General features: G+C 70.2%; 11 protein-coding genes and 2 pseudogenes. 6 read left to right on the forward strand and 7 right to left on the reverse strand.

Going from position 1 to position 14,699, the window contains the following annotated elements; genetic code table 11:
- Positions 1–47 precede the first annotated feature (47 nt).
- The 4 genes from ACFQTY_RS05965 to ACFQTY_RS05980 are packed head-to-tail and all read left to right on the forward strand — an operon-like array spanning position 48 to position 5,660.
- The gene (locus ACFQTY_RS05965; protein WP_378098528.1) at positions 48–1,034 is read left to right on the forward strand and encodes a GDP-mannose 4,6-dehydratase; all 987 of its coding nucleotides are present in this window, start codon (positions 48–50) and stop codon (positions 1,032–1,034) included.
- Positions 1,031–2,011 carry a GDP-mannose 4,6-dehydratase gene (locus ACFQTY_RS05970; RefSeq protein ID WP_291759291.1) on the forward strand — a complete coding sequence of 327 codons (981 nt, stop codon included), beginning with the start codon at positions 1,031–1,033 and terminating at the stop codon, positions 2,009–2,011. Before ACFQTY_RS05965 ends, ACFQTY_RS05970 begins: the two co-directional genes overlap by 4 nt.
- Positions 2,011–4,500, forward strand: coding sequence for a glycosyltransferase (locus tag ACFQTY_RS05975; protein WP_291759288.1), 2,490 nt, complete (start codon positions 2,011–2,013; stop codon positions 4,498–4,500). The genes ACFQTY_RS05970 and ACFQTY_RS05975 overlap by 1 nt, the downstream gene beginning before the upstream one ends.
- Entirely contained in the window at positions 4,497–5,660 is a 1,164-nt protein-coding gene (locus ACFQTY_RS05980) for an acyltransferase family protein (RefSeq protein ID WP_378098531.1), read from the forward strand. Before ACFQTY_RS05975 ends, ACFQTY_RS05980 begins: the two co-directional genes overlap by 4 nt.
- On the opposite strand, the gene ACFQTY_RS05985 is transcribed toward ACFQTY_RS05980, so the two are convergent.
- Positions 5,616–7,727, reverse strand: coding sequence for a glycosyltransferase (locus ACFQTY_RS05985; RefSeq protein ID WP_378098533.1), 2,112 nt, complete (start codon positions 7,725–7,727; stop codon positions 5,616–5,618). The genes ACFQTY_RS05980 and ACFQTY_RS05985 overlap by 45 nt on opposite strands.
- Positions 7,728–7,855: 128 nt before the next feature.
- Between ACFQTY_RS05985 and ACFQTY_RS05990 the strand changes: the two genes are divergently transcribed.
- Positions 7,856–9,343, forward strand: coding sequence for a hypothetical protein (locus tag ACFQTY_RS05990; RefSeq protein ID WP_378098535.1), 1,488 nt, complete (start codon positions 7,856–7,858; stop codon positions 9,341–9,343).
- 332 nt (positions 9,344–9,675) lie between these two features.
- Positions 9,676–11,313 (forward strand): hypothetical protein, encoded by a 1,638-nt coding sequence (locus tag ACFQTY_RS05995; protein ID WP_378098537.1) that lies wholly within the window; start codon positions 9,676–9,678, stop codon positions 11,311–11,313.
- On the opposite strand, the gene ACFQTY_RS06000 is transcribed toward ACFQTY_RS05995, so the two are convergent.
- The 6 genes and pseudogenes from ACFQTY_RS06000 to ACFQTY_RS06025 all read right to left on the reverse strand — a co-directional run bounded on the left by ACFQTY_RS06000 (position 11,302) and on the right by ACFQTY_RS06025 (position 14,692).
- Complete coding sequence (locus tag ACFQTY_RS06000) at positions 11,302–11,787, reverse strand: FdtA/QdtA family cupin domain-containing protein (RefSeq protein WP_378099121.1); 486 nt, start codon at positions 11,785–11,787, stop codon at positions 11,302–11,304. The two genes, ACFQTY_RS05995 and ACFQTY_RS06000, sit on opposite strands and share 12 nt — an antisense overlap.
- Positions 11,788–12,108 (reverse strand): annotated as a pseudogene (locus ACFQTY_RS06005) (acyltransferase); the annotation flags it as partial.
- A 6-nt stretch (positions 12,109–12,114) separates the two neighbouring features.
- A pseudogene (locus tag ACFQTY_RS06010) lies at positions 12,115–12,243 on the reverse strand (isomerase); the annotation flags it as partial.
- Entirely contained in the window at positions 12,243–12,650 is a 408-nt protein-coding gene (locus ACFQTY_RS06015) for a hypothetical protein (protein ID WP_291759274.1), read from the reverse strand. The pseudogene ACFQTY_RS06010 and the gene ACFQTY_RS06015, both read right to left, overlap by 1 nt.
- On the reverse strand, positions 12,637–13,575 hold the full coding sequence (locus tag ACFQTY_RS06020; RefSeq protein WP_291759272.1) for a glycosyltransferase family 2 protein: 939 nt from the start codon (positions 13,573–13,575) through the stop codon (positions 12,637–12,639). Before ACFQTY_RS06020 ends, ACFQTY_RS06015 begins: the two co-directional genes overlap by 14 nt.
- 25 nt (positions 13,576–13,600) lie before the next feature.
- Complete coding sequence (locus tag ACFQTY_RS06025; protein WP_291759269.1) at positions 13,601–14,692, reverse strand: DegT/DnrJ/EryC1/StrS aminotransferase family protein; 1,092 nt, start codon at positions 14,690–14,692, stop codon at positions 13,601–13,603.
- Between the last annotated feature and the right edge of the window lie 7 nt (positions 14,693–14,699).

Here is a 14,699-nt window from a genome sequence, read left to right on the forward strand (position 1 = left end):
CCGCACGATAAGGTGCCTTCGACTGAACCCCCTGGATCAGAGGAATCATGCCCCGCGCACTCATCACCGGAATCACCGGCCAGGACGGCCTCTACCTGTCCGAGCTCCTGCTGTCCAAGGGCTACGAGGTCTACGGCCTCATCCGTGGGCAGAACAACCCCAAGCGGGAGCTCGTGGAGCAGACGGTCCCCGGTGTGAAGCTGCTCACGGGCGACCTCATGGACTTCTCGTCCCTCCTGCGGGCTCTGGAGACGGCGCAGCCGGACGAGGTCTACAACCTCGGTGCGATCTCGTTCGTCGCGTACTCGTGGGAGAACGCCCACCTGACGGCTGACGTCACCGGCAAGGGCGTGCTCAACATCCTCGAGGCCGTGCGGCTGTACGCGCACGACGACGTCTCGAAGGTCCGCTTCTACCAGGCGTCCAGCTCCGAGATGTTCGGCAAGGTCCAGGAGGTCCCGCAGCGCGAGACCACGCTGCTCTGGCCGCGTTCGCCGTACGGCGTCTCGAAGGTCTTCGGCCACTACATGACGATCAACTACCGCGAGTCGTACGGGATGCACGCCTCCAGCGGCATCCTGTTCAACCACGAGTCGCCGCGCCGCGGTCCGGAGTTCGTCACCCGCAAGATCTCGATGGCGGTCGCGCGGATCAAGCTCGGCCTGCAGGACCACGTCACCCTGGGCAACCTCGACGCGAAGCGTGACTGGGGCTACGCCGGCGACTACGTCGAGGCGATGTGGCGCATGCTGCAGCAGCCCGAGGGCGACGAGTACGTGGTGGCGACGGGGGAGACCCACTCGATCCGCGACTTCCTCGACCGCGCCTTCGCCCACGTCGGCATCGAGGACTGGGCGCCCTACGTCAAGCAGGACCCGCGGTTCATGCGGCCGGCCGAGGTCGAGCTGCTGATCGGCGACCCGACCAAGGCGCACGAGAAGCTGGGCTGGGAGCGGAAGGTCGACTTCCCGCAGCTCGTCGCGATGATGGTGGACAACGACCTGCAGGAGCAGCGGCGGCTGACGGCTGGATGAGCGGGCGTCGCGCCCTCGTCACCGGGATCACCGGGCAGGACGGCGGCTACCTGGCTGAGCAGCTGCTCGCCGAGGGAACCGAGGTGCACGGTCTGGTGCACCACCAGGACTCGCTGGCAGCCGACTTCGCGCGCAGCCACCCGGAGGTCGTGCTGCATCCCGGCGACCTCGCGGACCATGCCGGGCTGCGCGCCCTGGTCGAGGACGTCGAGCCGGACGAGCTGTACAACCTGGCGGGTGTCAGCTCGGTCGCCTTCTCCTGGGAGCACCCGGTCACGACGGCGGAGCTCACGGGCGTCGCCGCCGCGGTGATGCTGCAGGCGGCCCTCGCCGTGCAGGAGCGGACCGGCCGGCGCGTGGCCTTCGTCCAGGCGTCCAGCTCCGAGATCTTCGGGGAGGCCGACGTCTTCCCCCAGGACGAGACGACGCCCGTACGCCCGGTGTCGCCGTACGGCGCGGCCAAGGCGTTCGCGCACCACATGGTGACCGTCTACCGAGGGAAGGGGCTGCACGCGACCAGCTGCATCCTCTTCAACCACGAGTCGCCGCGCAGGCCGCCGACGTTCGTGACGCGCAAGATCACGGCCGCCGCGGCTCGGATCGGACGCAGCGGGGCGGGCACCATCACGCTCGGCAACCTGGACGCCCGCCGCGACTGGGGGTGGGCGCCGGACTACGTCGACGCCATGGTCCGCGCAGCACGGCACACGGACGCCGGCGACTTCGTCATCGCTACCGGTGAGACACACACGGTGGAGGAGTTCGCCGAGACGGCACTGCGGCGCGCGGGCGCGGGCGACCACTGGCGCGAGCACGTCGAGGTGGACCCCGACCTGCTGCGGCCGGTGGACACGCCGCTGATGGTCGGCGACGCCGGCAAGGCGCTCCGGGAGCTCGGCTGGAAGCCGAGCGTGGGGTTCGCCGAGCTGGTGGCCAAGATGGTGGACCACGACATCGAGCTGTTGCAGGAGGGCTGATGCCCGAGCCCCTCGTCCGCCCCGGCGTGGTGTCCGTGGTGCTGGTGAACTACCACGGCGCCGACGACACGATCACCTGCCTCCAGGAGCTGCAGAAGCTCGACTGGCCGGAGGACCGCCTCCAGCTGGTGGTGGTGGACAACGACTCGGGCGACGGCGAGGCCGACCGCATCCGCCGTGCCGTGCCGGCAGCCACCGTCGTGGACTCGGGGTCGAACACCGGCTTCGCGGGTGGGTGCAACCTCGGCGTGGCCCACGCCACGGGCGAGTACGTCGCCTTCCTGAACAACGACGCGCGTCCGCACCGCGACTGGGTCTCCGCGGCAGTGCTGGCCTTCGAGGAGGACGCGACCGTCGGGTCGGTGGCCTCGAAGGTCCTGGACTGGGACGGCAACCTGGTCGACTACGTGGACGGTTCGCTCACGTGGTTCGGCATGGGCTACAAGCGCGAGGTCGAGAAGCCGGACACGGGGGAGTGGGACACACCCAAGGACGTGCTGTTCGGTACCGGTGCGGCGATGTTCGTGCGCGCCGAGCTCTACCGCGAGATCGGTGGGTTCGACGAGCGCTTCTTCATGTTCTACGAGGACGTCGACCTCGGCTGGCGCATGAACCTCCTGGGCCACCGGGTGCGTTACGTTCCCGGGTCGGTGGCCTACCACAAGCACCACGTGACCATGAAGAAGTTCGGCAACTTCCGCGAGAGCTACCTGCTCGAGCGCAACGCCTTGCTCTCGATGGTGAAGAACTACGACGACGAGACGCTGGCCCGGACGCTGCCGGCGGCGATGGCACTGGCCGTGCGACGGTCGATCGCGCGCACCGGCGTGGACGCCACGGCGCTGGACCTGCAGCGTTCGCCTGGTGGTGACGACGTCGGCACCCTGGACATCCCGAAGATGGCGCTCACAGGCCCGTACGCGATCGACTACCTGGTCGAGCAGCTGCCGAGCCTGATGGAGACGCGCCGAGACCTGCAGGCGCGCCGTCGGCGAAGCGACCGCGACCTGTTCCCCCTGTTCCGGGAGGCGCTGGAGCCTGCCTACGGCATGCCGAGCTACCTCGCCGCTCACGACTCCCTGGTGGACGCCTTCGGGATCGCGGAGCACGTCAGCGCTCGGCACCGCATCCTCGTCGTCACCGGCGAGCCTCTGGCCGACCGGATGGCAGGTCCGGCCATCAGAGCCTGGGAGATCGCCAGCGCTCTGGCGCCCGAGCACGACGTGCGGCTGGTCTCCACAGCCGGTGCCCACCGCAGCAGCCCCGAGTTCTCGGTGGAGTACGCGGCCGGAACCGGTCTGCGCGAGCCGACCGACTGGGCCGACGTCATCGTCTTCCAGGGCTTCCTGCTCGAGACGGCTCCGTGGCTCAAGGCGAGCAGCAAGGTGATCGTGGCGGACGTCTACGACCCGATGCACCTCGAGCAGCTGGAGCAGGCCAAGGACCTGGGCGCCGAGGGGCGGCGCAACGCCCTCGCGGTCACCACGCACGCCCTGAACGAGCAGCTGCGCCGCGCCGACTTCCTGATGTGCGCCTCGACCAAGCAGCGGGACTTCTGGCTCGGGCAGCTTGCCGGCCAGGGACGCGTCAACCCCGCGGTGTACGACGAGGACGCGTCGCTGGACAACCTCATCGCGGTGGTCCCGTTCGGGATCGGCGACGAGCCGCCCGTCCAGCGGCGGCACGCGATCAAGGGAACGGTGCCCGGCATCGGGCCCGACGACAAGGTGATCGTCTGGGGCGGCGGCATCTACAACTGGTTCGACCCGCTCACGCTGGTGCGGGCGGTCAGCCGGCTCAAGGAGCGCCACGGCGAGGTGCGCCTGTTCTTCCTGGGAACCAAGCACCCGAACCCGGGGGTGCCGGACATGCGCATCGCCTGGGAGACGCGTCAGCTGGCCGACGAGCTGGGCCTCACGGACCGGCACATCTTCTTCAACGACGGCTGGGTGCCGTACGACGAACGTGCGGACTACCTGCTCGACGCAGACCTGGGTGTCTCCACGCACTTCGCGCACGTGGAGACGGCCTACAGCTTCCGCACCCGGATCCTCGACTACCTGTGGGCGGGTCTGCCGATCGTCGCCACGGACGGTGACACGTTCGGCGCCCTGATTCGCGAGCGCGGCCTGGGCCGTGCGGTGCCGGAGCAGGACGTCGAGGCTCTCGAGGCGGCCCTCGAGGAGATGCTGTTCGACGACGCCGCACGTTCGGCAGCGGCAGCTGCGGTCCGGGCGGTGGCCGGCGAGTTCGTCTGGAAGCGTGCTCTCGAGCCACTCGTCACCTTCTGCCGCTTCCCACGGCGTGCGGCGGACCTGGCCGTCCCCGGTGCACCGCAGCCTGCGGCTCGGGGTCGTCGCCGCGTCGGGCCCAAGCGGTCCGTCCGGTCGGACCTCGCGCTCGCGCGCGGCTACCTGCGGGCGGGCGGCGTGCGTGAGGTGACGCGGCGCGCCGGAGGGCGCGTGCGCCGGGTGCTCGGCGGGCAGTGACCGGCCACCGGGTCGAGTGGGCCAACGCGCTGCGCGGCATCGCCGCCGGCTGTGTGCTCGCCTTCCACTTCGGCGTCGTCTTCTGGGTCCGTCAGGACGTCGCTGCTTCGCTCGCCCGCCGCCCCGCGCTCTACGCGGGTGACGCGCACGCCCCCGCGCTGTCGCGTCTCGTCGAGCGCTCCGGCGTGGACCTGGGGGCGTTCGGTGTTGCGCTGTTCTTCCTGCTGAGCGGCTTCGTCATCGCCATCAGCCTGGAGCGCTACACACGCGGCGGCTTCCTGGTCGGACGGCTGCTCCGGGTGCTGCCGACCTATGCGGCCGGCTTCGCGGTGACGGTCGCGGTGGTGCGGCTGATGGGCGACCCGGGGCACGAGCTCTCGGTCAGCGGCGTCCTCACCGGCATGGTCCCGGGTCTGGCGCTGGCGAGCGGCGCCCGTGCGCCCGGTGACGGGATCGTCTGGACGCTCATCATCGAGATGGTGTTCTACGGCGTGTGCCTGATCGGCTATCGACGTCTGACCCGCGGCTGGGTCGCTCCCTTGGTGGTCGCGGCCGCGTGCGTGCTGGTCCAGCTGGCGGTGCCCGCGCCGCACGTCGTGGTGGGCTCGGCCGTCGGCGGTATGACGTACATCGTGCTGCTCGCCGCTCCATTCGTCCCGGTGATGTTGCTCGGTGGGGTTCTGTCGGGCATGCGGAGAGCCGCGGTGGGCCGCGGAGCCGCCTGGGCCGTGGCCGGAGTGCTCGCGGCGACCCACGTGGTGCTCCTCAGCACCACTCGGGTGGTCGCGACGAACCTTGGGTACCGGCTCACCTTCCTCGCCGCGATCGGGCTCTTCTCTGCTCTCGTCGTCGCAGGCGATCGTTGGCGACCGCACCGCCTCCTCGCCCGCCTCGCCGATGTGAGCTACCCGCTCTACGTGGTGCACCCGGTGCTCGGGTACGCGTTGATCTCCGTGCTGGTCGGCCATCACGTCCCGGTCGCGATCGCCGTCCTCGGCGCGACCGTGGTGGTGCTCGCCGCCGCCTGGTCGCTCCACGTGCTGGTCGAGGTGCCGACGCACCAGGTCGGCCGTGCGTGGGCCCGCGGCCTCACCGCCCGGCAGGCTGTGTCGCCGTCAGCGGAGCTCGTCGCGGAAGGCAGCAACGGCGGCGCGGACTGAACGTCGAGCGGCGCGCGTCAAGGACCGGCGGGCGCGGGCCTTGCGGGCGCCCTGGAGCTCGCTGAGCCGCGCGGCGACGGCCCGGCCGGCGACCTCTGCGCTGTGGAGGGCGGCGATGTCCCGAGCAGCCACCGCGCCTCGGGCAGCGGCGACGTCGGGTGAGTCGACGACGAGGCGCATGAGCTTCGCCGCCGCGTCGAGGTCGGGATCCGCCCACACGCCTCCCGGCGGGTAGGGGGCCGCGTCCGCAGGGATGGTGCCCGCGGACCACGGGACCAGGAAGCTGTTCTCGTCGGTCATGAACTGCAGGTTCCCGGAGTACCCCGTGGCGATGACCGGCTTCCCCCACGCCATGGCCTCCGCCATGGTGAGCCCCAGCCCCTCGCTCCGGTGCAGGGACACGTAGCAGTCGCAGTGCGCCACCAGCGCGTCTCGCGCAGCAGGTTCCAGGTAGTCCTCGAGCAGCAGGACGTCGGGCCGGGACGCGGCCCGGATCCGCAACCGCTCGGCGTCGGCGACGCGCTTGTCCGCGTTGATCGACTTGATCACGAGGACGGGTCCTTCGCCGGGGCGGAACGCACGCTCGAAGGCCTCCACGAGCCCGACCGGGTTCTTCCGCTCCGCCGTGGACAGGTAGTCGAAGGAGAAGAGGAACACCGGCGCATCGGGGAGGCCGAGCGCGGCCCTGCTCAGGGTCGGGTCGGCGCCGCGCTGCGGCAGCGATGGGGTCAAGGTGCGGACCGGGACGGGGGAGTGCGGCTCGATGGCGCGACGGATGAAGTCGGTGGCGACCCAGACCTCGTCGACGGCGCCGAAACCGCCGTGCTGGGACGGCGGGAAGTCCTCCACCTCCCAGTACCACATGCCGATGCGGTAGCTGCGGCGGAGCAGGTCGCGCACCGCCGCCGCGACGCTGGGCGTCAGGTCCGCGTTCACGCAGATCACCGTGGTGTCGTACGGCGGACCGTCCGCCGTCGCGGAGGTCGTTCGCTGGCGGCTCGTGAGGTGAAGGTCGATCGGCCGGGTGGTGTGCGGCACCTTGGCCGCTGACAGCGCATTGACCAGCTGCCGGGCGGACTCGCCGATGCCGAGCTCGCCGGTGAGATAGCCGACGACGGTCACCCCTGGCACGGGACGTCCCCGGTTCTGGCGCGTCGGTTCAGGGGCCACGCGCTGCGCGGCCTCGACGATCTCGGCGGCGTATCCCTCCAGGCGCGCGTGGGCGCCGACCCAGGCGAGGAACGCCCCGGTGTCGCCACCGGGCACCTGCACGAACGCGTCCCGAAGATCTGCCCGGGTGCCGTGGATCGCCTCCAGGTAGCGCGCCGGGCGCCCGGGCAGCGACGGAGTGGTCAGCCAGGTCCGAAGCGACTCGGCGTCCGCGGCCTCGTAGGGGTCCGGCAGCTCGTCGAGGTGTCCGGACGCCGACGCGTTCTCGTACAGCCACCGGATCGGCCGATCGAGGGGGATGCCGAGCGACGTCGTCGACATGTCCCATGAGCGCTCGTGGGAAGCCGTGGCGCGCTCGTCTGCACGGACGCGTGCTGCAACCTCCGCCACGAAGGCCGCGACCGCTGGGTGCCGGCTCATCAGGGCGGAGGGATGCGACTCCCGTGCGTCGAAGAGCCACGGACGGTCTGGATCGAGGCCGGACAGATCGACGCTGCTGACCGGCACGCCGTCAGCCGCGAGCTCGCCGGTCTCCGAGGCACTCACGGAGCGAGCACTGGCGAGCGTGCTCGCATCCAGGCGCACGGAGTGGTCCGGCGTCCCGCTCCGAAGCGGGAGCACCCCGGGCTTCATGAGCTGGAGATCGCCGGCGAGCTGCCGCCGGACGGCGTCCAACGCGTGCGGACCCACCTTCTCCGCGAGGCCCTCGGATCCCAGTGCGGCTGCCCACAGGTGGAGGGTGCGCGGGGACACGCCGAGCTCGCGGGCAGGGAGGACCGGCTCCGTGCCGACGGGGACGTAGCTGTCGTCGACGTCCACCACCGCCACCGGGCGGCCGGCGGCTTCTGCGTACCGCACCGACTGCCGGACAAGAGCCCGGGACGGTGCGAGATTCACCACGACAACTCTCGGCGATTCCACGCGCCATGCCCTCCAGCTCCCGGTTGGTCCGAGCGTACCTGTGCACAGGGGGCGCTGTTCTGGCCGCTATTCTGTTGGGGCCGCCGGCGCTGATGGGGGAAGAGATGTCCGTGGACGAGATTTCCGTCGACCAGGCTGAGAAAGCCGCAGGCGGATTCTCTTTCCGACGGTTTCGTCCCTCGGTGCTGCCCGTCGCGGCGGCCGTGCTCGTTCTGGTGGTTCACTTCCGCCCGTGGCAGCAGGGTCTTCTCGAAGACTGGGGCCTGGCGCTCGCCTGGAAGCAGGAGGGTTTCGGAGGATATGTCGCACGCCTCCCGGCGACCCTCGGCCGTCCGCTCCATCTCCTGCCTCACTTCGTCGGGATGGCGCTGAGCAACGGCGGGTTCGTCGGTCCGTACGCCGTGCTGACGGCGGTGGCGCTCGGACAGCTGCTCTGTGCCGCCTGGGCGCTGGCACCCGTGGTCTCGTCGAGGGCTCTGCGCTGGGGCATCGCCCTGGCGATCGCCGTTCATCCTTGGTGGGCGGGCGGCGACATCCTGCGGTTCATGCCGGCTCAGGTGGCGGTGCTCGGCGTCGTCGTGTGGCTCGGCGCAGCCGTCCGGTTCCTTGAAGGCCGGCGTGCCGCGTGGTTGGTGCTCGCAACCCTCGCTCCGCTCGCCGGCCTGCTCACCTACGAGGGCCCCCTCGCCGCGCTCCTCATCGGTGCATTCACGCTCACCGCGACGGGCCGTGCCAGTGTCCGACGACGACTTGCGGTCTTCGGCTCGACCGTCCTCGTGGCGGCAGCTGTGGTGGCCTGGTCCGCCGTGATCGCCCCGGCGATCTCGCCGCAGTCGTACGAAGGCCAGCTCGTCGGTGGGCTCCCCGATCCCCGCGCCTCGGTCGTGGCGATCGCGCGCACGATGCTGCACCACACGCCAGCGCTTCTCCTCGCGCTGGCAATCGTCGGACTCATCGTTCTCGACCTCGGCTTCTCCCGTCGCGTCGGGCGACGCGATGCGTGGGTGCTGCTCGTGGCGACGGTGTCGGCGCCCCTTGCGGCTCTGGCCTATGCGGCGACGTCGCTGCATCTGCACGATCCCGAGCGTGTAGGACTTCCCGTCGGCCTCGCAGCGTGGCTCGTCCTCTGCGTCGCGGCGCCGGCGATCACCGCCGCGGCTGCGCCGCGCCGGGTCGTCCTCGCGGTGCTCCTGCTCGGCTCCGTGGCCGGCGCCGTTGCCGGGTACCGGACGTGGACCACCTTCGCCGAAGACCAGCAGCAGCTGATCCGAGCGCTCGAGCCCGTTCGAGCAGCGGCGCCGCCGGGGAGCACCGTCGTGGTGGCAGACGAGAGTGGGCGGTGGGGCGACGTCTACCTGTTCCTGCCGCCTCATCTGGCCCTCGCGATGCAGGTGGAGCAAGGCGCCGGAGCCGCTGTGGAACTGTGCACGCAGCCTGGTGTCGCGCGGCGCCAACCCGTCGCGGAGGTGTACCCGATCTCTACGACCCCGGACTGCGGAGCAGATTCCGCTGCTGGGTCCACCGGAGGCACCACCATCTCCGTTGGCGCCGGTCCGGTCGACGTGTTTGTGCGGCCGAAGCCTGTGGGTTAGCGAACTGGGACGCGCCGAAGGCTCTTACTTGAACCGGCATACCGTCCCCGACGAGATCGGCAGTCGCTGCCGAGGGTTCGGGGATCGGACCGATGTTGAGAGGGGATCGATTGTCGAAGTTGCAGGGGGAGCCCGTACAGGATGCTGAACGCGCCGGCGAGCCCAGGGCCCGGCGGGTGCGGCCGGGTGGTCGGTGGTCCACGTCTCCGAGCGGCCGTTCCAGAGCCGCGCTCGAGGCACTCGTTGCAGCAATGGGCGGCGGAGCCCTCTTCCTCCTCGGCTTCGGCGGCGGCCGATCTCTCCTAGCGGGACCCCTCGGGGGCGGAGACCTCTTGCCCGCGTACGCCACCGCCGACATCTGGTCCGCAGGAACACCTTTCGGCAACACGCACCTTGGTTTCCCGATAGGTATGGATCTCCGCTACTACCCGACTACGGATGTGTTTCAGAACCTGGTCGCGGGCGTGATCACGCGACTTTCGGGCAATCCGTTCGCGGGCGTCAACATGATGTTCGCTCTTTCATTCCCCCTCACGGCGGTGGTGGCGTACTACGTATTGAGATCGGCCGGATTCCGCGGGCCCATGGCCATCGCGGCCGCCTGGGGACTCATGGCCATCCCGTACCACTGGAAGCGGCTGCCGCACGTCTACCTCGGCTCGATGTACTCGGCGGTCCTCGGGGTCGGCCTCGCATTGTGGGTCGGATCCGGTGGGCTCGAACGAATGGTGAAGTCGCGGCGACGTGCGCTCAAGCTCGCGGTGCTGCTCGGCGCCATCGTGCTGGTGGCCGGCAGCGGCATCTACTACGCCGCGTTCACCGTGATCCTCGTGATGGCGGCCGTCGCCTTCCGGTTCGCGCGCGGCTTGCACTGGCGACGCGCCGTGGTCGACCTACTTCCCGCCGTCGCTGTCGCGGTCGCCACTGCGGCGTTCTTGGCACCGGCGGCACTGTTCGTGCACGGGCATCCCACCAGCCAACCAGTCGCAGCGCGGCTGCCGGTGCAGTCCGTGGCGTACAGCGGCGTCCTCGCCTACGCGATTTTGCCGGCCCCTGAATCCATGGTGCCGGGGTGGTCTCCAGTCAACGCGTGGGTCGAGCGCGCCGTCGTGGCGGGACAGCAGATACCGACTTCGGGCGTGATCTGGGACGCAGACTTTGGCTCGGTCTTCACCGTTGCTGCGCTCTTGGTATGTCTCGTCGGGGTCGTCGTTGTCGGCCGTCGGGGGCCACGCGTCCGCGTTGAGCCACGGGTGTCGGGAGCACTTGTGACGTGGCTCAGTGCCGTCGTGCTGCTGTTCTTCGTGCCCTGGGGCCTCAACTTCCTCTTCGCTGCTGCCGTAAGCCCGCAGTTGCGCGGATGGGACCGGCTGGTCCCGGTCCTGTTCACCCTCGTGACAGTCGGGGGCGGTATCGCGTGGCGCTACCTTCGTTGGCCTTCTCACGGCGTGTGGGCAGCCATGATCGCGGTGTGCGTGGTGGTACTCGTCGTCTTCGACACGGTGCTACCCCAGCGTGCCTGGTTCAGGGAATCCGCACGATCACCGATCGCCGTGGCCGCGGCTGGCCGCGAGTACGCGACGGCGCTGAACTCGGCGATTCCGCAGAACTGCGGAGTCTTGGAGCTGCCGCGCATCTCGTACCCGGAAGAGCCTCCCGTGAATGGCTTGGACGGTTACGAGCATCTGTGGCCGGCGTTGACCAACCCTGGGAAGTCGTGGTCGTTCGGTGCGATGAAGTGGTCGTCAGCCGACGACTGGCAGCGCTCAGTTCCTGATCCGCTCGACGGTCCTGGCGTCGACATGCTCGTCAAGGCAGGGTTCTGCGCCGTCCACGTCGACTACCGCGGATTTGCGCCGGCGAACGTCGAGATGGAGCGCCAGCATTTCGCCGCACTGCTGGGCAATCCAGTCGCGACGGGCTTCGGCGGGGTGTGGTCCGCCTACCGGCTGCGCAATTCAGCGTCCTGAGGTCGGGATCCCGTCCTTAGCGGCGAGGAACTCGTCGTAGTCGCGGATGTAGTCGGCGCCGTCGTAGGGAAGTGACGCGAACACGCCCAGCACGGCGTCCGGGGAGTAGTCGAACTGCGTGCCCCACGTCATGGCGGGCATGTAGAGGCCGAGGCCGGGCCGGTTCAGGAGCACCTCTTGGCGCCGGCTGCCGTCGTCCACGATGCAGCGCACGGATCCAGCGAGGCAGACCAGCATCTGCTCGCAGCGCCGGTGGGCGTGCTCGCCCCGGACGTCCTTCGACGGCACGCCGAACACGGCGAAGAACCGTGCAGGCGCGAAGGGGATGTCCCGGCCCAGCTCGAGAGCGGCGAGCGACCCGCGCAGGTCCTGGGCGACGGTGACGGGCAGAAGACGTGCGCCTCCGACGAGCGCGACCTCGTGCGTTGCGCTGCTCGGCACCGGGATCGCGTCATCCGCCACGGGCTCGTGCACGTACCCCTTGATGCGGGCAGGATTGCCCACCACGACAGCGTTGGCGGGGACGTCCTTGGTGACGACCGCGCCGGCGCCCACCATGGCACCGCGGCCGATGCGCACGCCCGGCAGGATGACGGCGCCACCGCCGAGCGAGGCGCCGCGGCCCACGACCGTCGTCGCGAAGGACTCCGGGTACTGCTTGCTGCGGGGGAACGGGTCGTTGGTGAAGGTGACATTCGGCCCGACGAAGACGTCGTCGGCGAGCCGCACGCCGTCCCACACCTGGACGCCGGACTTGAGCGTGACGCGGTCGCCGATGATCACGTCGTTCTCCACGAAGACGTGGTCGTTGACGTTGCAGTCGGCGCCGATCACGGCTCCGGGCAGCACGTGCGCGAATGCCCAGATGCGCGTGCCATCGCCCACCGACTCCGACTCGCAGATGCCCATCGGGTGCACGAAGAAGCTCATCAGCGAGTCCTCTCAGCTGTCGGGACGCGACCGACCAGGAGCAGGCGGCCGCCGACGAAGGTGAGTGGCGCGGTGACCAGGACGACCAGTCCGCTCCACGAGTGGGGGAGTCCTTCGTGCACCGCCAACGTCACGGCTCCGAGGCCGATGAGGTAGACGGTCAGGTACATCAGCACGTACAGCGTCACGAGGCGTGGCGTCATGCGGACGCCGAAGACGAATCCGCCTGCCATCGCTACGGCGAGCGCGACGCCCAGCGCGAACACGATCGAGTACGCGAGGCGGGGGTCGATCACCCGCGCCAGGAGCGAGAGCGCAACCCCGGTCACGGCGGTGTTGATGCCACCCGCAACCACGAAGCGCAGCGCCGACGAACGCAGCGAGCGAGGTTCGTCAGCCGACACCATCGAACCCCTCTACTGACATGGCGATGGAGACAGGTCTCGCCTTGCTGTTCTCGAAGGTGCGCCAGACGTACGACCCGACGATCCCCAGCCCGGAGAGCAGGGTGAAGGTGGAGAACAGCAGCACCAGCATCAGAGGCGTGTAGCCCGGATCCACGATCCGGCCCATGAGCCACCCGACGAAGACGATCAGGGCCGCGACGGTGGTCAGCGCACCGCCGACGAACCCGACCGTGGTCAGCACGCTGATCGGGATGTCGGTGAAAGCGAAGACCGAGTCCAGGAGGTACCGGACCCGCTTGCGGAACGTCCAGCCCGAGCGGCCGGAGGGCCGCGGCCTGCGCTCGTACGGAACCTCTGCGCGCCGGTAACCGATCCAGTACAGCTGCGCGACGAGGCTCGAGTGCGCCTCGTCCAGACGGAGCAGCTGGCCCGCCACCTCGCGAGTGCAGCCGAACACGTCCACGCCGCCGCGCGGGATCGCCGGGTTGACGACGCGTCGGTAGAGCCACCAGAACGTGCGCGACGCGATCGACGACACGGCCGGGTCGGAGCGGGACTCACGGCGCCCGACCGCGACGTCGCACTCACCGCTCGCGAGCCGGCTGAAGAACGACTCCATCAGCTCGGGCGGCTCCTGGAGGTCTGCGGCCATGACGCCCAGGTACTCGCCCCGAGCCGTGGCGAGCCCGGTGCGGATGGCCGGGAACGAGCCGAAGTTCCGCGAGTGAACGACCACCTGGCTGCGCATGCGTGCCTCGGGGAGCAGCCTCCGAAGCACCGCGAGCGAGCCGTCGGGAGAACCGTCCACCACGAAGACCGCTTCTGTGGGGCCGTCGAGCCGCGCGGAGACCTCGGTGAGCCGCTCGATGAGCGCGCCCAGCGTCGCCTCGTTGCCGTACACCGGGATGACGATGGAGTACCGCACGCCCGACTCGTCGGCCCCGGGCTGCTCAGAACTCGGCGAGCGCATCGCAGACCCGTTCCACCTCGTCGTCGCGGAGCCCGGGATACACGGGCACAGACAGGACCCGCTCGGCGGCCCACTCGGTCACCGGCAGGCTGACGTCCGCCAGCTCGTGCGCCCAGGCGGGCTGGCGGTGGTCCGGCACGGGATAGTGCACGTCCGTGCCGATGCCACGGCTGGTCAGGTGGGCCCGCAGGTCGTCACGGTGCTCCGTCACGACGGCGGCGAGGTGCCCGACGTGCCAAGGGCCGTCCGCGGGAAGGACGCGGAGGCGGGAGCTTGCCGCGCCGGCGTAGGCGGAGATGATGGCGCGACGGCGTGCGTTGTCCGCGTCGAGGCGGCGCATCCTCCGCCGCAGCACCGCAGCCTGAAGCTCGTCCAGGCGCGAGTTGCGCCCACCCTCGCGTCCGATCGTGTACTTGCCCTGCCAGCCGTACTGGCGCAGCTCTCGCACCGTGCCGGCGAGTGCGTCGTCGGACGTGGTCACGGCGCCGCCGTCGCCGAGGGCACCGAGGTTCTTCGTCGGGTAGAAGCTGAACGCAGCAAGGTCCCCGAGCGACCCGACCCGGCCCTCCACGGTGGTCGCTCCTATCGCCTGTGCGCAGTCCTCGAGGACTCGGATGCCGTGCTCGACCGCTACAGCCCGCACCGCTGCCACGTCGGCCGCACGACCGTAGAGGTGGGTGACGACGACCACGCCGACGGACTCGTCGACCGTGCGGGCGAACGAGCCGGCGTCGAGGCACAGCGACTCGCGATCGACGTCGGCGTACCGAACCCGGAAGCCGGCGCGACGAGCGGCCGTCGCCGAGTAGCCGCCGCAGTTCGCCGTGGTGACCACGGTCGAGCGCCCTTCGGGCATCGCGGCCCGCAGGGCGAGCTCGAGCGCGTCGGTCCCGCTCGCAACCGCGACGGCGTGGTGGGCGCCGACGAAGTCCGCGAGCTCGGACTCGAACGCTCCGTGCTGCGGCCCGTGGACCAGCCACCCGCTGTCGATCACCTCACCGACGACGTCGACGAGCTCCGAGCGCTCGGCGAGGAGCGCTCGCGACAGGTCGTTGATCCGGACGTTGTCCACGTGCGCC

The sequence above is a fragment of the Cellulomonas sp. T2.31MG-18 genome (genome assembly GCF_964266755.1).
GTDB lineage: Bacteria > Actinomycetota > Actinomycetes > Actinomycetales > Cellulomonadaceae > Cellulomonas.